The organism is uncultured Gimesia sp. (assembly GCF_937910335.1).
In the GTDB taxonomy this organism is placed as follows: Bacteria; Planctomycetota; Planctomycetia; order Planctomycetales; family Planctomycetaceae; genus Gimesia.
Genome location: NZ_CALEMX010000445.1, coordinates 1 through 19298, shown reverse-complemented (window position 1 = coordinate 19298; position 19298 = coordinate 1). Strand labels below are relative to the sequence as shown.

The window sequence follows — 19298 nt, the reverse complement described above, 5'->3', positions numbered from 1 at the left end:
GCGATTTTTGGTAAATAATAAAATCGCGGATAATCTACCGAGAGGGATGTGGTGTTTTCAACAGGTGACCAGTTCCGATTGACTCGCGTTTTGTGTTTGATGTAATGCGCCAGTTCGTCCTTCCACGATATTGGAGAGATGACGTGCGTCTGATGAATCTCCGACAACGCTTTGATCATCGAACAATTGAACGTACCTTTCCCGGGTTGTATTGAATTCGGGAATATGGTTGAAAGAAATAAAATTTTCATAACAGGCCTGTTCTGGTTTTTGACATACTTGAGGAGTCAATTCGAGAAATTATTTACTTCCGATTTTTCCATAACGAAAAATCTGGCGAACCGCAGTGTGAATTCCAGTTGCTTTTAGCGTTTTTCGCAATAATTGACTCATGGACCGTGATGTATATAAATAACTTAACAAACATCTATTTTTTAAAGTTGGAGGAAGTAACATTAAGGATCTACTCTGTGTGATTTCTGAACTGTATCTTTGTTTGTATTCACCATCACCCTCGCCAAAATCATAGATGGCGGGAGTATTGTGTTGAATTAGATCTTCGAATATCAGCAACAAGAGTGCTTCGCCGGGAGAAGTCTGTGCATAATTCAAGTCAAATCCAAACTCAAGATCACGAAAAGTTCCCTTGTGCTGGTAACCTAGTTTGAAGGCAACTGGCTGATCACCTTTCATGAGTAAGTAAGAGCGGAGCTGATTGTTGATTGCCAACGATGTCAGTTCATCCAGTTCTGATTGAGCGTTTTTGATTCGTAGACCGAACCGCTGCGTCTGCCAGGTGTTGACTGAAATCTGATGGGCATTTTCAAGGAATTCAACAACCTGATCTGGTTCGGTAATGCGAACCAGATGCATCTCACTGTTCTGACGCAATCGCCTGCGGTGTTTTGTTCGTGATTTTGAACGAAATTGATTCCAGTAATCAGCCGGGTTATCTGTGAAGTGTATCAGGTTGCGATTTTGATAACCTGATTGAGAAAAACTCAAAAAGCCATCATTTATACCCGGAATAGACCTGTTGAGTGGTTGGTCAAGCAATAAGTCGTCCAATAGCAAGAATGCTGCCTTTTGATTCTGGCAAAATGATAATAAAGATTTCAGCAAATCGTTCTGAAGCGTTTCATCTTCTTCAAATTCAGGATCAATTAGAAAACGGTTACCACACAAATAATAACCTTGAAAAAATCGAGTGAGCCCCAACTTTCTAAGGCATTTGCTGTTGTGTGATTTGGGGAGTAGGATTCCAGCCGCGATCGTTTTTTCATTTTGAATGCACAGCATTAGATATCCCGACTGTCCGGTATGCGATTCCTGAAGGTCGGAGATACAATGGACGAGATGATCTGGATTTTGATAGATATTGGAATTTGGATCATTTTCAAAGAGTTGCTTCCAGCTCTGGTATATCTTTGAAACCGGCTGTTGTAGCGCAATGTCCAAGGTGTCGAATCGAATCTGCAGGTCTTGATGACCATCTTGCCGCTCAATCGATTCAACTTCCTGGGTTGCCAGAATGTCATGTTTCTCAGGTTGTGATTTTGTTTTCATATTTTATGTTTTTTGTAAAATGGCGTTAAAACATCGAGATAAACACGTTCATACTCTTGAATCATGGAGCGAATATTAAAATATTGTTCGACCCGATCGCGGGCTTGTTGTCCCATTTTCTTCCAGTTAGTCTGTTGCTGACACATCTGGATTATGGCGTCAGCTAATTTCGGTGGATTCGCTGAAGGAACCAGCAGGCCGGTATCTGGTTGCTGTACAATTTCGGGATTGCCACCGACCGAGGTGGTCACAACTGGAAGTCCGACAGACATGGCTTCGAGTAGAGTAAGCGAAATTCCTTCTGTAAGTGAGGAGGAGACATAGAAGCCTGCCTGGCTCAGTAAATCGGGGATGTCGCTTCTTTCTCCTAGAAATGTGACATGTGAATCCAGTTGCAGGGCGGCTGTTTTTCTCTCCAGGATTTCTCGCTCAGGGCCGTTCCCCACGATCATCAGATGGAATTGAGGGATCGAACTTACGACGAATTTGACAGCTTCGAGCATGGTTATCAGGTCTTTTTCCGGTGACAATCTCGAAACGGTAATCGCTGTTAATTTATCGGCTGGGCCAGTAAAGACGAATCGATCGACATCAATGCCGTTCCAGATACGTTTGATTTTTCTGTCTGACAACCAGCCAATATTTTTACAGCGTTCACCTGTATCATCGGAAACAGGAACTACGCGATCTGAGATGCGACTGGCTAAAGCAAATTGTATGCGTTCACTTAACGTCTCGCCAAAGCGTCTTCCGTGTCGGGTATGAATGGTGGCAGGGATCTTTGCCCGGTATCCCGCCAGACTGCCGTAAAAATGAGGATATGCATTGTGAGTATGCAGCAGATCGTAATTTCTCACGCTGAAGAAATTCGCCAGTTGATTGATTCGTGCAACCTTGCCGTCAGCTGTCAACGGATATTCAATGACGGGACAACCTAACTTTCGAATTTCTTCTGCAGGCAATCCTGTATCACCCAGGGCAATAAACTCAAGTTCAAACTGGTCGCGATTATGGTAACGTGCAAAATCTACCAGTAACCGCTCTAAACCTCCCGTGCATAATGTGAGGCTCAGATGGCAAATCCGCAATCGTTTGCCATTGGCAAAATGATTTACCGACGTGTTTTGGTTTTCAGTCGTTTTGATACTAATCATGGAACGGTTTCCAATACGATTATTGTCTTTGGGTTTTGTGTTTTGTTGGTGTCGTTATGCTTCAGTATTTTGATTTGTATTTTTGATCTGCGTCATCATTTGTTTGATATTTCGCAACGCATTTAAAGCCGTGAATTTCCAGCGAGGGCGTCGGATTTGGGCCCATGACAAATAACTGTGGTGTGTGCTCATTTTCTGTTTATGATGGCTGTTACCTGCCAGGAAGTCATAAGCATCGAAACCGCGTTTGAAGCATTCTTCGATACAAAGGTAGTCGGCGATGACTCCCGGGCTGAGTTTGCCTTTATATTCGGCAGATCCCCCCTGATAGCAGAGCACGCGATTACGATCGATGAGAACCTGAATGCAGCCGATGACTTGTCCTTCAATTTTGACTCGAAACAGTCCCATTTGGCGGCTAGGTATCAGCTTCTGAATGAGTGTTTTATGGAATTCTGTGAATCGTTTACTTGCATAGGAACCTGGCAATCCTTCTTTTTGCCAGCGAGTCTGATGTAATGAGACCAAGTCAGCAAAAATGGAATCTGCCTGTTCGATATCTTCAGCCCATTCCGTTGTCAGGTTTCCATATGATTTCATGTTTTTGCGCAAGTTTTTTCGAGTGGAGTAGCCAAAGCCGGAAATGACTTTTCGTTCTTCCTCACGAATTTGTTTCAGGTCAAAATAATGGCTTTCGACCTTTTTGATCGAAAGCTCTGAATCTGGAAGGTCCCATGACTCCAGTTCTTGGCTGGCAAAACCATCAAACAGCAGAGCGTCCCATTTTTGATTATCTGAAAGTGAGTTAAGTAATTGGGCAATGAATGCATGCTGATCAGCGGGTTGAATCAGTAGTGCATTATATTCGACACAGGCGCTCTCTGCCGTTGGTTCTCCCGCAGTGCCTAGATGCAGAGTGTTGAGTGAGAGAGGTCCATCGTGTTGATCCACTCCTTCAGTCAGCAAGCAGATTCCACAAGGTGTATTGTTTCTGGATGCTACTGCAAAGAAGTGAGGAATCAAGTCGCCGTAATGTTCGATCCAAGTTGATGTCCATGTGTGCGAACACATTAACGGGATTTCATCAAACTGAGATTCCAGTTTTTTCCACAATGTCAGACAGAATTCAGACTGACTGTGATCATAAACTTTGATCGACAGTGGCTGCGCAATGGCATCGGGTGAACTGATATCAGAAAGATTTGTTGCATGATTTTGGTAATGTATAGTTGTCATTAAGTGTCTCATTGTTAGAAAATGTGTATCAAATAAAATTATGTATTCAGAGATTTTGAAACTGATCGATGCAGTAGCAAGCTGCCTTTTTCGATAATGAACCAGGTGCCTATCAGGAAAATGCCTCCTCCTGCGGCGACACCGACTAAAGTAGCCCAGGAATTATGCACTTCAATAAATTGTGGCAGGTAATAGGAATAACCCAGCAGCACCAGTAAGGGAGCAAGAGTAGGGCCGATGGCCTTTCTTAAGAGTTGGCTCAGGGAAATGTTCAGTTTTTTCATGGCGTAAGGCAGGATGATGCATAGTTCTGCTATCAAGATGGGAATCGCCGTTCCTAATGCGACACCAATCAATCCGAGCCATTGAATCAGAATCAACGACAGAATTAAGTTGGCAATGGCTTCTCCCATATAGATTAATGACGGTACTTTGACATTTCCCATGCCGTACAGGACTGATCGGAAGATAGAGACGGGTAACGCAACAATCCGAGCGCCTAATAAAACCATTAAAATCAAATGACTTTGAGGGTAGCCGGGACCAATCCAGGTTGTGATGAGCGTTGTTCCAAAGAAACAGACACCAATAAAAAAGCCGGTGACTAATAGAAAGGAGAGCGAGACACCATTTAAAACCAGTTTTTGCAGTGCCCCGTGATCGTCATTCGCATGTAATTCCCCTGCGCGAGGCATAAATACTTTGCCTATCTGAGCGATGGGCATGTTAATGAACTGCGTCAGGCGCAATGCGATATAATAAGGGACGATTGCTGCCGGGCTGAAGAATATCCCAATCAGAATCGAGTCCGTGGCTTCGATTAAAGTCCAGGCAATGGCGTCAACAAAAGCAAATCCACTGAAGGACCCACATTCCTTAAGTATTGACCAATCCATGTATTTCGTGCCAATGCGGAATGTTTTGACCTGACGAAACGCAAAATAAAAGTGTCCCAGGTTTTCGAAGAGTGTGACCACAAAAAAGATCAGTGCAATCGTGAGCAAACCCCATTCGGCTTTCAGGAAGAGAACTGTCAGAATTAACCGCAGGATACCACCTATCAGACTGACGCTCCGTTCGATATCGAAACGTTGAATGCCCATCAAAACGCCGCCGAATACGCTGCCGGCCAGACCTACAAACACATTCAGTCCGAGCAGGAGAATCACGATTCGGATTTCATATAGTGAAATGCTCCCCCAGTCACTGATATAGGGAGCCAACCAGGCTATTATTCCAGCACCCACTAATGCGAGAGCCCCCATGCCCAGATAGATGGCAAAAATCACGTTGGAAACATTATTGAGTTTCTGCCACTCCTGTTTGGCATGATAGTGTGCCACATAGCGACTGATGGTTTGACCGAAGCCGAGATAGAGCAATCCCGAATAGCCGGCGATCGCATTGATGAAAATCCAGCTTCCATATTGTGCGTCACCCAGGATATGCAACACATAAGGCATTAGAAACACGCCGATCACCAGACTCACTCCATGATTGAGCCAGTTGGCAAACAGATTCGCTTTGACTGATCGACGTTGATTCATTTTAGACTTTCAGTGTTTGATCTCTTATCTGATTTAATGAGCAAAAAATCGTACAAATACAAAAAACGCAATGAACATTCCGAAACTGACGCCAGTCAGTCGAATCAGATGCTGCTTATTCCAATAGATCACGGGAGTTGGTTTCGCGAGACTGGCTGCTGCCAGATTCAAAAAGGCTGCTGAAACTCCGACAATCATATAAGTGGGTACGACATAACAGCGGGAAAGCGACATCATGCCACCACACCATGCCGCCAGAATTGCGGCTGCATATGGTAGATAGCGTTCCAATTCCTGATTTCGAAATATCGGTTTCCCTTTGTTTGAACATTGGAAACGCGCTAGACGATATAATCCCAGTCCTGCAAAGAAGAAACAGCCAATATATAATGTACCGCCAAACAGACCCAGTTCTGTAAATGCATGCACATACGAGTTATGCGCTGCCAGGCCTGCCAGATCTGAATACAAACCCTGCCCAATACCAAAAAACAGGTCAGGGGATTTAAGTGCCATCAATCCTTCTCTCCAAAGCAGAATTCGGTCTTGACCGGTTCCTGAATTCAGATCGATATTCCCCTGTCTTCCAGCGAGTACGGTGACAGCTGCCATGCCCACGAGAGCGAACAGGATAGCCGCATTTTTGCCATATTTGGGTAAGACAAATACCATGCCGGCTATTCCTAATGTCAGCAGTCCTCCCCTCGATCTGGTATAAAGCAGGCCGATTCCGAGGACTATCAAGCCGAGTATCCAGAGAAATCGGAGCGGACTGGCTGTAGGATCATTGAAAAAGTACAGGCAAAGAATACTTGTAGTAACGATGAGTACCGAAAGATCATTCGGGTCTTGAAAGATACCAGTACCTCGCATGCGGAAGACACGAATTGCGTCACCCGCATCAGAAACGCCATCTCTGTCACTAACGTGTTTGATGAATTCGAAATCGTGCAAACCGGAATAGTCAATCACACATAACAGAATCATGACGGAAGAAGTAATGGCGACTGTTTTCAGCAACCCTTTCAGGCGTTGTGGTGAATCGATTACAGACACTAGTAGAATGTAATAAATTAATGTTTTGAAGAAGGCGATGCTCGAGGTGCGAATGCCGTATAAATACATATGTGAAGCATGTGAAAGCACGACTGCCACCAGGATACCAATGACGCATAGCGTAATCGGCTGTCGTTTTAACATGGGAACTTGCAGTGTGCGTTTAATCTGATCAAGTGATAAGAAAAATGATGACAGAATCAATACTTCATAAATCGGCAAATTCGCTAACGCCGGGATCAGTTCGGCTGGTCTGAGAAACAACGTGATGTTAACCATTAAAAACAGGCAATAAGCGTTGTGTGGTGCTGAATGACCGCCCATGATTGAAAGGGGGTACTGCTGACGACGTTTCTGCATCCGAACTGGAGTGCGCATAGTCTGACTGTGTGCCGACATTTGTTGATGACCGGCTAGATTCTCAGAATGATCAGTAAGGTTTGCTTCATTCGCCATGAAATATCAGAACTGGAAATACAGTCTTTCTACGTCGTTCGTCAGGGATGATCGGAATTAGAGCCGAAATCCCCCGAGTTACTGAAATGAGTGCACTTTTTTAAAAGATAGATCAGGAACAGAGGTCATGTAGGGTGAATTAAGGGATTCCGGTTCATTCCAAGTCGAAATAATTGCTATAACCGGCATGAAGAGGTGAGAATCGGGATTAAGAAAATCAGACAACTCAACCGCAGCACGGATGATCAATTGAATCATTTTCTGTATCCCGTTATCTTCTCTGTCCTCGTGTATATGTATGACTCTAAGAAAATCTGTTTCAACGATAGAGAAGAGTGATGGCGACGCTGATCGAAATATCAAATATTACAAAGAGTTATGGTGCTCAGGAGTTGTTAAAGGAAGCATCGATTGCCCTGTCGGACGAGCAAAATGTCGGGTTTATCGGGCGAAATGGAGCGGGCAAATCGACTTTGTTACGAATTTTGTTAGATGAAGAATCCGTAGATAGTGGACAGGTCATACGGCATCCCAATCTGCGAGTTGGTTATTTAAGACAACACGACCCTTTTAAACCGGGCGAAAGTGCTCTGGATTTTCTGATGCGCGACAGTGGTCAACCGGACTGGAAATGTGGAGAAGTCGCTGGAGAGTTCGAATTGAAAGGCCGATTTCTGAACGGACCTGTCAAAGATCTATCTGGTGGTTGGCAGACGCGTGTCAAACTGGCGTCCCTGCTGTTGCACGAACCAAATTTTCTGATGCTGGATGAACCGACGAACTTTCTCGACTTAAGAACACAGTTGCTTCTGGAAGATTTTCTAAAGCATTATCGCGGAGCCTGTCTGGTTGTCTCTCACGATCGTTCTTTCCTCAAAGCAATCTGCACTCAAACGCTCGAGCTCAAGCGGGGAAAATTGACGCTGTACAATGGAAATGTAGATCAGTATCTCGAAAATCAGGAAGTCTTGAAGGAACGCGATCAACGAACCAATGCCACGGTTCTGGCAAAACGTCGGCAACTGGAGACCTTTATTGCAAAAAATAAAGCGGGTGCCAATACGGCTTCACAAGCACGGAGTAAAGAAAAGCAGCTTGCGCGGCTGACTCTGACCGAGATTGAAGGAGCGGAATCCACTGTAAATATTGTAATTCCCCAGACAGAAAGGCGGCAGGGAAACGCTCTAATCTGTGACAATCTGGCGATTGGATATCCAGATTTACGCGTTGCTGATCATATCACGCTCGAAATTGAGCATGGTTCACGGGCCGCTATTGTCGGTGACAACGGACAGGGGAAAACGACATTTCTGCGCACCATTGCAGGTTCGCTGAAACCTTTGGATGGGGATTTAAAGTGGGGCTATCACTGCAAGATCGCCTGCTACGCGCAGCATGTTTATACTTCTTTGCCAGATGAACAGACCATTCGCGATTACCTGGAACTGGAATCGGCTCCCGGTACCACGCTGCAACAGATGCTGGCTGTTGCAGGCAGTTTTCTTTTTAAAGAACAGGCATTGGATAAAGCTATCAAAGTATTAAGTGGGGGCGAACGTGCTCGCTTGTGTCTGGCTGGTATCCTGTTGGGTAATTATTCGATTTTAATTCTTGATGAACCGGGAAACCATTTAGATGTCGAAACCGTAGAAGCATTGGGAAATGCATTAGTCAAATTTCAGGGGACAGTGATATTTACCAGCCATGATCGCCATTTTATGGGGAAAGTGGCAACAGATGTGATTGAAGTGGCAGGCGGTAGCGTCAAAAGCTATGAAGGCGATTACGAGTCCTATCTCTATCGCGTGAAAAAAGAAGTCGCTGAAGGACATCGCGAGCAAAATCAGGCATCGATAGCTAAGCAGGAACAGCATAATCCAAGCGCAACCCCACGAGAGAAAGGGCTGGGCGGTAAAATAAAAAATGCACGGAAGGAACTATCCGCCATTGAACGGAAGATAGCGCAGCTCGATGAGAAACGAAAAACCATTAACGATCAGTTCCTGAAAGCCACCAGCCCCGAAGCGGCGCAAGATCTCCATACGGAAATGCAACCGCTTGTCGATGAGATTGCGGAACTGGAATCCCGCTGGATGGAGCTCTATGACTTTCTGGAATCATAACATTAGAATGAGTTATGTGTTTTCTGGTGCTTTTCCATCAATCCAGGGGCCAGCGAGCTTTTGATATTTGGGTGGGACAAGAATACTGCCTTTATCACCGGCTTTCCATCCCGCGACGTGACGTGCTTTGCTGCGTTCTTTCGACATTTTTTCCCAGTTGTCTGCCCAGCTTTGATCTCCATTTTTAATTTGTTTTGAGTTACGGTCTACCTGGAAAACTTTCCCGTCTCGATAACTGAGTACACCCAGATTCACGACCATGATCGCCGCCGCCCCCAGTTCTGGCGAATTGTTGACCAGAGCGGGATCGTCGGCTTTAATCGCGTCAATGAAGTTCTGAAAATGCAGTAATGTCTGATCTGGAACACGCGCTGAGACGACTTCTTCTTTCTTCAACTGACTGTCGAGTGTGACTTGAGGTCGTTCCGGTATAAATTCATAAGCTTGTTTTTTACCAAACACGTTTTTATCAAACACGATTGTGCCATGATGTCCTCGGATCAAATGTCGTATGGGAACCTCCTGGGAAATCATTGTACTGGAGACAAGTCCCTGAACGCCTTCGTGGAAGTCTGCAATAATTGACGCTACATCGGTGACTTCACGGTCATCGTATTCGAGAAAAATTCCACCACCGCCCACAACACGACCGGGAAATGTTAAGCCGGTGGCCTTGAGCATTGCGGTCACGCGATGGACAAACAGGTCCGAATACATTCCATAACCAAAGGGCCAATAACATCGCCATTGTCCGAAAGTAGAACGGTCAAACGGCAAGTCGGGTGCGAGTCCCTCTTCTACACCTAGCCAGCGTTTCCAGTCAACAGTTTTCGGGGTCATCTCTTTTGTGATGATGTTATGGCGCGACATTCCACCGATGGAATTACGAAATGATTCGGCTTGAAACTGGACGATTTTTCCAAGTTTGCCATCGTTGACTAACTCGCGTACTTCATTCCAGATTGGCATGCTGGTGGATTGCACGCCTACTTGTACGACTAAACCGAATTTTTTCCAGGCATCAATAACCTCCATCGCCTCTGGAATATGATGCGTCATCGGTTTTTCACAATAAACGTGTTTGCCCGCTTTAAGTGAATCTAAAACCTGTTTGGCGTGCCAATGATCGGGAGTGGCAATACAGACGGCATCAATGTCTTTATCATTCAGTAGATCCCGGTAATCTGCATAGGTTTTGGGCTCCAGCTTCGTTTCTTTTTTAATATAATCAACGGCCTGATCACGGTGTACTGAATAGACATCATTGATTGCTGTGATGTCGAGATTCACTCCATGATCATTGCGGAGCTTGATGAGCGTTTTAACATGTGAACCAAAACCACGTCGTCCGGGTCCGATGACTCCGATTCTGATTCGTTCGTTGGACTGATAGGCGCTGGCTGGTGCGATTGCCGCAAGTTGGCTGGCGGCGACAGTCGCGACGGCAGATTGTTTAAGAAATGTGCGACGGCTTGCTGGTTCCTGGCTCATGATTTTTCCTTTAAGATAATAATCAGAAACATATAATCAGAAACAAATGAGTTAATATTCCTTGATTTGAATATTTTTATATTCCACATGGCTGCCATGTCCCAACAGTCCTATGTGGCCACGTTTGTTTTTTAAACCGGGATGTTTGGTGAGAATCTCAGCGTCTGTGATTTTGGCTAAATCAGTTCTCAAAACCGGGATATCATTGACGATCACAGTAATCTGTGACCCACGGTAAATGATTTCTTCATGATTCCATTCTCCAACAGGCTTCAGCGCACCTCGTTTCGCGGGGATGACATCATAAACTGATCCATGATATTGAGTGGGCTTAAGTTTTTTGGGATAGCCTTTATTGTCCAAAACTTGAATTTCTATTCCTGCGTAAGCGGGACGTTGATCAACCAGTGGACAGCGAACAGCGATTCCATTGTTGGCACCTTTTGTCAGTTTGAAATCAAACTTAAGGCTGAAATCGCCGTATTCATGCTCTGTGAATAGAAATCCGCCTCCCTCTGCAGGGCAGACGAGCTTTCCCTCTTCAACGCGATAGCCTTTTCGGTTGGCGCGTTTTAATGTCCAGCCTGTTAAATCACGACCATTGAATAGAGACTTATATTCAGACTGCTGGTCTGCAGCCGTTGTGTTACAGGAAACTGGGAGTGTGTACTGTTTCAGCCATAGATCGTCTGTTTGTTCCAGGTGCTTTAGTAATTTTTCAGAGAGCGTTTTGCGCACAGCCTGATATTCAGGCTGGCAAGCGAGGTTGATGACTTCGTCGGGATCATTTTTGAGATCGTACAATTCGACTTCATCTCGAAAGAGAAATTTCTTTACCGTACGTTGTCCGAGCAGTGGTTCCTGTAATCGGAGTGTCTCATTCCAGGTGGCGCGAGATAATGTATCGATGGGCAGTGGGTATCTGGAACGCCATTCCAGATTCCAGATCAATTTGAAATCGCGCGTTCGAATCGTACGCATAGGATAGTACATGGTGACTTCATGAAACACGTGGCTCAAAAAAGTTTCATCCCAGCCAGGTGTATTTGTTTTACCAACTGTTGGTAGAACGCTACGACCATGTAAGGGATATCTGGGGCCTTTCGTGTTTGTCCAGTCCAGGATTGTTGGAGTGACATCCAATAGAGAAACCAGGGAATCAGAGACCACTCCGGCAGACTCTTGTTTCAGTTGGGGGTTTCGTACAATAAATGGGATGCGTACCCCCGGCTCATAATGATTGGCCATTGCCCCCGGTTCGGATGAACCATGGTCGCTGGTGAAAATGACGAGGGTATTATCTGCTTTGCCGGCCGCTTTCAAAGATTTCAAGATACGACCGATAGCGGCATCCATGTAACTGATCTGCTGGTAATAACCGGCCAGACCTTGCCTGACTTCGGGGCGGTCCGGTAGATAGGAGGGAACGGTAATGCTGTTTGGGTCATACGTTTCAAGAGTCATGCCCTGTTCTTTGACTTTGACCCCCAATTCCGGTTGCGTACGTGAAGTTGGATGGGGATCGTGAAAACCCATGACCAGGAAAAAAGGCTGATCACTTTTCTGTTTGAGAAAATCGTCTGCTAAGTCTGCCATGCCTTTCGCGCGATAACCATTGATTTTAGGTTTAAAGTCAATGGTTGTATCTTCCGGGAATAGATGATATTTGCCAATCATTCCTGTCCGATAGTGATTTTGTGCGAGCAATGAAAAGATCGTTTTCACTTTCGGTTTCAATCGGAAATTGTGGTCACCATGCGGGTGCCCGTACTGTCCGTTGGCATGTACGTGGAGTCCGGTATAGAAAACACCCCGGCAAGGGCCGCATGAAGCGGTTGTGGCAAAAGCCTGTTGGTAACGCGTTCCCTCACGCGCCAGTAGATCGATATTTGGAGTTTTGACGATTTGGTTTCCATAACAGCCGCAATCATTCCAGTTCTGGTTATCAGAAAAGAGAATCAGTACATTGCGTTGCTCAGCGGAAAATAGCGAGTTCGATGTCTGGGTCAGAGAGGTGAAAACTAGGAGATAAAAAAGAAATCGCATTAGAAATTCCTTGTTTTTTGTTCTGCAGGTCGATTTAAAATAGTTTAGCCATCCAGGAGTATGAAACTCCTTATCATTTCTTTTGAGCTGTGGACTTTTGAGCTGTGGCCTGATTGATAAGTACTCTTTGTCGAACTTTTCCGGAAACGGGCTTACCTGCAAGAATATCCTCTTCTTTAAAGGTACTCATTAGAATTTTTTTCTCTCCCGTGCGCGAGTAATCGTAAATTATATAAATGGTACCATCTTCACTTTGGATTCCATCGGGATAGGAGACGCCCGGTCGCTCGTCCAACAGCAAACCTCCCTGCCATGTTTTTCCATCATCGGTTGAAAGAAATGCAGTCAGGTCGCTGCGCGTTTTTCTGTTTTGCGGATTATGTCTCACCAGAACTAAATTTCCGGATTTCAATCTTCGGATGAAAAAACGGGCATTAATATGAGGGATGGATGAAGCTTTGCCTGCCGACCAGGTTTTTCCACCATCGGTGGAAATGGATTCTCCGATTCCATAACTAGTTCTGACCAGGGTCCAGAGGCTTTTGTCTTTTCTTTCAACAACCATGTGTTCGTCAAATGTCCTCTGTGGAACATTGGTTTGTCCGAGTAATTGGAACGAACTTCCTTTGTCTTTCGAGATGAAGATATTTCCGCCTCGTTCTTCGGGTAAATCGAACCGATATTCAATAGAATCTTTGGCGTTCTGTTTCCAGACCGCAACGGGCAATAGCCAGTCGCCATTTGCGAGGACCGTTGGTTTATTCATCATGATCCCGTTACAAATCCTGCGAGGTTGACTCCATTTGGGATTTTCCTGATCAGAATTCTCCGTGGTGATCGCCCAGACTCCACTACGTCCATCCCACCAGCGATATGACTGCGCCCAGAAAACCCAGAGCCGACCGCTGGGATCATGCCAGATGGCCGGGTCATAGGCACGCACGGGTCCGGGAGGGTCGATCACTACTTTCGGTCCCGACCAGGTTTTTCCATCATCTTGACTGGTGACCAGTGTGACATAGTTCAATTCCCCCTCGCCGGTTCCTCCGGCATACCAGAGTGCCCAGAGACGTCCGTTGGCGGCTCGTTCCATTCCTGGAATGCCCTGGAAGAGGCGCGTGTCGTCTGCATAGTCTTTCCCCGGCTGAGTATTTACTGGCGGGGCGACCAAGGCGGGATCCTTCTGTTTCGTTTTTTCTTCAGCCGAACAGATATTTGTAAAAGCAGATGTTAGAAGCAGCGGTGTTAAAAATGAAAAGAATAAAAGCAGTGAGCGCACGGGGAAACCTCTTCAATGCAAATTTGGTTTTCAGTGGGTGAATCTAGTGTAAGGAATCAATAATCTGCAGATCATGCTAACAAATTCCTTTAAAAGAGGCGAGTATCTCGTGAGACAGTGACAGAAAATTCAAAAATGTGATGCTGATTGGCTGAAAATGATTTTTTAGAACCGGAAGAGTATTTAAGTGCGTCTGGACAGGCAGGCAATCCTGACATAGAGTAGTCTTGCGCCTGTGAATCTTATGGATTCAGATACAGGGTCATTTTACCAAATTATATTTCATTCTGTTTTGAGTAGCATAGAAAAGTACGAGGTTACTTATGGGGTTACCTGAATTTCTCATCATGCTGGTTGTTGCCGGCATTTGTGGCAGCATTGCCCGGGCACTGGCCGGTAATACACGAGGAGGTTGTCTGGTATCTATCGCTTTAGGTTTTATAGGTGCATTATTAGGTGGTAAAATAGCAGATATGTTGGGGCTGCCCGAAATATTTTCGATTCCCTTTGGTGGTAAAAATTATCCAATTGTCTGGTCAATCATTGGGGCATCAATATTTGTTGCCATTTTGAGTTTACTGACTGGTCGGTCACGGTCTTGAAATTCTGAAAGAATGGATTCTTTTCAAGAGAAGCCTGAATCATTCCATTACTGAGGGCATTGCAGAATTCTACTTCGTTTCACATACTATGCTTGCGTTTGATTTTCTCCCGACTTTCCGAGTCGGGTTTTTTTATAAGAGTATGACCGGAAGTGCTGTTTTATGTCGTTGTTGAGTTTGAATCAAGTTTCATTTAGCTGGGGTGGCCCCTCGTTGTTAGATGAGATTAATCTGGAAATTAATCCGGGGGAGAGGATTGGTCTCTTAGGGAGGAATGGAGCCGGGAAATCAACGTTGATGAAAATTCTTGCCGGCGAACTTGATCCGGATGATGGTCAAATGAAACGCGAGAAAGATTTGCGTGTGGCCAGACTGGTGCAAGAGGTTCCTTCTGGCTGTGCGTTACGAGTTCATGATTACGTGGCAGAAGGTGCCGCTCCCTATTATGAACATGAATGGGAAGCCGAACATGCTGTTGAACAAATATTATCCCGCATGAACTTGCAGGGTGATGAAATATTTGATTCCTTGTCTTCCGGAATGAAACGCCGGGGATTGTTAGCCCGTTCCATTGTGCAGGCTCCTGATATCTTATTACTGGACGAACCAACGAACCATCTGGATATTCCTTCGATCAGGTGGTTGGAGCAATTTTTGCAATCGTATTCCGGTACTTTGTTGTTCGTAACGCACGATCGGATGTTTTTGCAGAAGTTGGCGACTCGGATTATCGAAATCGATCGCGGTCATTTATACGATTGGACTTGCGACTACGACACTTTTCTCAAACGAAAAGAGGCATTTTTAGAATCAGAAGAAAAACAGAATGCTCTGTTTGATAAAAAACTGGCTGAAGAAGAAGTCTGGATTCGAAAAGGTATCAAAGCACGCCGCACCCGCAATGAAGGCCGTGTTCGTGCCTTAAAAAAATTACGTGAAGAGCGCACTCAACGTCGAAATAAAGTTGGCAATGTGAATTTGCAAGTGGCCAATGCCGACCGTTCGGGACAATTGGTGATTGAAGCAAAAGAAGTTTCATTTTCCTATGACTCAGAAACTGTGATCCATGATTTTTCCACGCTGATTATGCGCGGAGACAAGATTGGGATCATTGGCAGAAATGGAGCCGGCAAAACAACTCTACTCAAGCTGCTCCTGGGAGAACTTAAACCGGATACGGGGACGATACGGCTGGGGACAAACCTGGAAATCCTCTATTTCGATCAATTACGAGAGCAGATTGATGAAGAAAAAACTGTCATCGAAAATGTCGGTGAGGGTCAAGAGACACTCGAAATTAATGGGAAACCCAAACATATTTATGGCTATCTGCAAGATTTTCTGTTTACGCCGGAACGTGCTCGCAGGCCCGCCCGCTATCTTTCCGGTGGAGAACGTAATCGCTTGTTGCTGGCGAAATTATTCACACGACCAACCAACTTGATGATTTTTGACGAACCTACAAATGATCTGGATTCAGAAACATTAGAGTTACTCGAAGAATTAATTAGCAATCACCCCGGAACTCTTTTGCTGGTGAGCCATGATCGTGCTTTTCTCAATAACGTAGTGACTGCGACATTGGTTTTTGATGAAGATGGTCAAGTCAAAGAGTATGCTGGCGGCTATGATGATTATTTGATGCAGGCAGAGCGGAATCTGGTTGCTCAGAAAAATGAGATGGAATCGAAAGCGAAAACGGGACCCCGATCCCCAAAAAAGACAAAAGTGGTCAAGCTCAGTTTCAAAGAACAGAAGGAACTGGACGAAATTCCGCACAGTATTGAGCTGTTGGAAAAAGAACAGGCCCAATTGCATTCTGAAATGGCTTCTCCTGAATTTTTCAAGCAGCCAGCAGATGTGATTACTGCGTCTTCAACCCGCGTCGAAGTAATTCAAAATGAATTGGAATTTCTATTGAATCGTTGGGAAGAATTGGACGCTCGTTCACAGTGAGGATGAAGTCATGCGTTTATTGGAAGGAACACCCTTTGATCGCCCACCAAGGTGTGAAAAATGTGATCAATTGGAAGAAGAATGCAACTGCCCGCCTGAAGCTCCTTTTCGGATTCCCCCCGAACAGCAAACTGCCAGATTGTCGATTGAAAAGCGTAAGAAAGGAAAGCGAGTCACTGTAGTTCGCGGTTTAGCTCAAGAAGGCAATGATCTTCCTGAGTTATTGAAGCAACTGAAATCGCAATGTGGCGCCGGCGGTTCTTTGCAAGAGGATGAACTGGAAATTCAGGGAGATCAACTGGACCGCGTTCGCGCAACTCTGAAAACAATTGGCTTTCAAGTCAAAGGCTAACGAGGTTTGTGTCTGTCGTATTCGTGACTTGCCAACGGTTGTTAAATCTCCGGTGCAGATTCATACGGAATTTCCACAGGATAAAAATCATGCTTTCTGCGCTGGTGATTCAATTTGGCGAAATCATGCGTATGAATGGCTTTTGCTTCCACATTAAAGATCGCGCCTGCAAACGGCTCGAAACTCGCCCGGAAATGTGCCGATGATTTGACTGAGATATAATTCATCGATTCACAATCTATGCCCAGAGTTTTGGCGAAGGCGGGACCAAATGGTTGTTCTCGCGCTGTTACCAGGACTACAGAAATTTCATCTTGTTGAATCCAGGCAGATGGTCCCATGCTACCGGTCAGGCCGGCGTACATTGGACCATCGTATTTGAATTTCCCTTCTGAAAGTGCTTTGACTTCCGCCTTCATTTTGACAGGCGGTCCTTGAATCGTGTGCGATTTCCCCCCGATCTCTGTTTCGATGATTCCCCCAACGCCGACTTGATGCGCCAAAGCAATTGCCTCGGGATCGACTATATACAGGATCAATGCTTTCTCTAATTTAAGATCGAGAAAAGTTTGCAGGATTTCTGTGGAATCTCCGGCAGTGCCACCCCCTGTGTTATCTGCATGATCCGCAAGAATGATGGGAAACTTGCCGATTTCCTGCCCTTGTTTGATGGCATCTTTCACGGAAAACGGAAGTTGGTACCAGCGACGACGACGTTCCCAGATCCAAGAGCTGAATTCCTCGGCGGTTTTATCTGCAAGATCCTGGTCATCGTTGGCGACTACGATAATAGAAGGTCCTACATCCAGGATGTCCGACCAGGGAAATCCAGTGGAAACGGTCACACTTAGAATGCCGGGACGCGATTCGATTTCATGTGCATAGTCCATGACTTCTTTCATGGGTTGATGCGCGGTGACCTGACAGGCGGTACTCCAGAATAAAGGAATTTGCTTCAAGGTCATGACCGGTTTCACTTCACCTTGAACAATTCGTACCATCAGGGCGGCAGCCTCCTGTCCGCGTTCATTCATATCGATATGCGGGTAAGTGTCATATCCTAAAATGGCGGTTGCCTGCTGCACGCGCAGTGGTGTGTGATTGCCATGCATATCCGGTGTAACCAGAATCGGGCGATCGTCGCCCAGATATTCCCGGACTTTGGAAATGAAATGCCCATCACCATCTTCGATCCCATCAATGACCATCGCGCCATGAAGATCCAATAACACTCCGTCAACTGGGCCATTTTCGTCTTCTTCTGATTTGAGGCGTTGTAAAAACTCTTCCAGTAACCCATCGTAGGTTTTACGTTCGATTAAGCCACTGGGAAATGCAAATGTCCAAAGCAGAGGAATTAGCTCGAAACCATGTTTTTTGGCTCCGTCAATAAATCCTCCAATACAGACATTCGATCCAGGAAACGTTTCCATGATTTCCTGACCACGGTACAAACCTCGGTCATTGATAAAATCATCAAGCGTTGTGGGTAGAGAAGAATAGGTGCTTGTTTCGTGTAATACACCACCTGTTGCAATTCGCATGTTTGAAACTCCTGGAGAGTGATCTTGCATTCAAGTTTTGTGAGTCGTAGTCTCGTGCACTCAATATTAAGATAGGCAAAAGATGACTTAAATGAAAGCGACATGCAGAATCAGAATTCTGTCTTCTCAAAAAGGCAGCAATCGGCTATGAAACAGTTTCTCATATTCTCATATATCTGACTGCCGTTTCCAGATTCAGTTTCCGGTTTTGATCGAGCTTGATTTAATGAAAATTGCTATCACAGGATGTGGAATTGCCGGGACTGCTGTAGGATGTTTGCTCGCTCATCAGGGACACGAAGTCACTATTTATGAGCAAGCAAAACAGTGTGGTCCTGCAGGTGCCGGAATTCTGATCCAGCCAAACGGGCAAGCGATTCTGAAATCTCTGGGGATTTATGAGGATGTCTATCGGCAGTCTGCGCAACTCAATTATATTGAAGCACTCAAGCATTCCGGAAAACGGTTGATTCATTTAGATTATCAACGCTTGCGATCAGATCTAGGCGTACATCGCGGTCTGTTATTTCGGTTGCTACTTTCTTTGGCGAAACAAGCGGGAGCAGTCCTGCGTGAAAATTCGCGTATTGTGGATTACATGGTTTCGAGTTCAGGTGTTTCTCTGAAGTTGGAATCAAACGAACAGACAGAGTTGTATGACTTTATCGTCGCAACGGACGGGTCTCGATCCGGATTAAGGAGTGCTTCGGGTATCCCGCATCGCTCTGTTGAATATGAACATGGGGCCCTCTGGGCAACCGGTGGTTGCACTGCTGTGAATGACAAGTTATTTCAAGTAGTAGAAGGAACGCGAAAACTGGTTGGATTATTACCGATCGGCAATTCTGAATGCAGCTTCTTTTGGGGGATCTCCGCTGCTCAGTTTGAGC

14 protein-coding genes and 1 pseudogene are annotated in these 19298 nt (G+C 45.4%); 5 read left to right on the top strand and 10 right to left on the bottom strand.

The genetic code is table 11. The features are described from left to right. The 6 genes and pseudogenes from Q0668_RS17790 to Q0668_RS17765 all read right to left on the bottom strand — a co-directional run. Window positions 1-251 (bottom strand): annotated as a pseudogene (locus Q0668_RS17790) (hypothetical protein); the annotation flags it as partial. Between the two features lie 49 nt (window positions 252-300). Beyond that, a complete protein-coding gene (locus tag Q0668_RS17785) occupies window positions 301-1566 on the bottom strand; it encodes a GNAT family N-acetyltransferase (RefSeq protein WP_298867077.1) in 1266 nt (421 codons plus the stop codon). Continuing rightward, on the bottom strand, window positions 1563-2720 hold the full coding sequence (locus Q0668_RS17780) for a glycosyltransferase (RefSeq protein ID WP_298867075.1): 1158 nt from the start codon (window positions 2718-2720) through the stop codon (window positions 1563-1565). Before Q0668_RS17780 ends, Q0668_RS17785 begins: the two co-directional genes overlap by 4 nt. Window positions 2721-2774: 54 nt before the next feature. Beyond that, window positions 2775-3956, bottom strand: coding sequence for a GNAT family N-acetyltransferase (locus Q0668_RS17775; RefSeq protein ID WP_298867073.1), 1182 nt, complete (start codon window positions 3954-3956; stop codon window positions 2775-2777). A gap of 38 nt (window positions 3957-3994) precedes the next feature. Beyond that, window positions 3995-5503: an oligosaccharide flippase family protein gene (locus Q0668_RS17770; RefSeq protein ID WP_298867071.1), complete on the bottom strand. Its 1509-nt coding sequence runs from the start codon at window positions 5501-5503 to the stop codon at window positions 3995-3997. Window positions 5504-5536: 33 nt separating this feature from the next. Beyond that, entirely contained in the window at window positions 5537-6958 is a 1422-nt protein-coding gene (locus Q0668_RS17765; protein WP_298867069.1) for an O-antigen ligase family protein, read from the bottom strand. Window positions 6959-7353: 395 nt separating this feature from the next. Here Q0668_RS17765 and Q0668_RS17760 point away from each other — a divergent pair, with 395 nt between their 5' ends. Further along, window positions 7354-9138 carry an ABC-F family ATP-binding cassette domain-containing protein gene (locus Q0668_RS17760; protein ID WP_298867067.1) on the top strand — a complete coding sequence of 595 codons (1785 nt, stop codon included), beginning with the start codon at window positions 7354-7356 and terminating at the stop codon, window positions 9136-9138. Window positions 9139-9150: 12 nt separating this feature from the next. Here the strand turns inward: Q0668_RS17760 and Q0668_RS17755 are convergent, their stop codons facing one another. The 3 genes from Q0668_RS17755 to Q0668_RS17745 all read right to left on the bottom strand — a co-directional run bounded on the left by Q0668_RS17755 (window position 9151) and on the right by Q0668_RS17745 (window position 13954). Beyond that, window positions 9151-10629 (bottom strand): Gfo/Idh/MocA family protein, encoded by a 1479-nt coding sequence (locus Q0668_RS17755; RefSeq protein WP_298867065.1) that lies wholly within the window; start codon window positions 10627-10629, stop codon window positions 9151-9153. A 51-nt stretch (window positions 10630-10680) separates the two neighbouring features. After that, window positions 10681-12675: a sulfatase-like hydrolase/transferase gene (locus Q0668_RS17750; RefSeq protein ID WP_298867062.1), complete on the bottom strand. Its 1995-nt coding sequence runs from the start codon at window positions 12673-12675 to the stop codon at window positions 10681-10683. 73 nt (window positions 12676-12748) lie between these two features. Beyond that, window positions 12749-13954, bottom strand: a complete 1206-nt coding sequence (locus Q0668_RS17745; protein WP_298867060.1) for a sialidase family protein — start codon at window positions 13952-13954, stop codon at window positions 12749-12751. Window positions 13955-14277: 323 nt separating this feature from the next. Here Q0668_RS17745 and Q0668_RS17740 point away from each other — a divergent pair, with 323 nt between their 5' ends. The 3 genes from Q0668_RS17740 (at window position 14278) to Q0668_RS17730 (ending at window position 16864) form a co-directional block, all read left to right on the top strand. Beyond that, window positions 14278-14556 (top strand): GlsB/YeaQ/YmgE family stress response membrane protein, encoded by a 279-nt coding sequence (locus Q0668_RS17740; protein WP_298867058.1) that lies wholly within the window; start codon window positions 14278-14280, stop codon window positions 14554-14556. A gap of 162 nt (window positions 14557-14718) precedes the next feature. Further along, complete coding sequence (locus Q0668_RS17735; RefSeq protein ID WP_298867056.1) at window positions 14719-16512, top strand: ATP-binding cassette domain-containing protein; 1794 nt, start codon at window positions 14719-14721, stop codon at window positions 16510-16512. A gap of 10 nt (window positions 16513-16522) precedes the next feature. Beyond that, on the top strand, window positions 16523-16864 hold the full coding sequence (locus Q0668_RS17730) for a translation initiation factor (RefSeq protein ID WP_298867054.1): 342 nt from the start codon (window positions 16523-16525) through the stop codon (window positions 16862-16864). Between the two features lie 41 nt (window positions 16865-16905). On the opposite strand, the gene Q0668_RS17725 is transcribed toward Q0668_RS17730, so the two are convergent. After that, complete coding sequence (locus tag Q0668_RS17725) at window positions 16906-18408, bottom strand: M81 family metallopeptidase (protein WP_298867052.1); 1503 nt, start codon at window positions 18406-18408, stop codon at window positions 16906-16908. A 226-nt stretch (window positions 18409-18634) separates the two neighbouring features. On the opposite strand from Q0668_RS17725, the gene Q0668_RS17720 reads away from it, so the two are divergent. Next, window positions 18635-19298 (top strand): NAD(P)/FAD-dependent oxidoreductase (locus tag Q0668_RS17720; protein WP_298867050.1); only part of this gene is annotated, 664 nt, incomplete at its 3' end.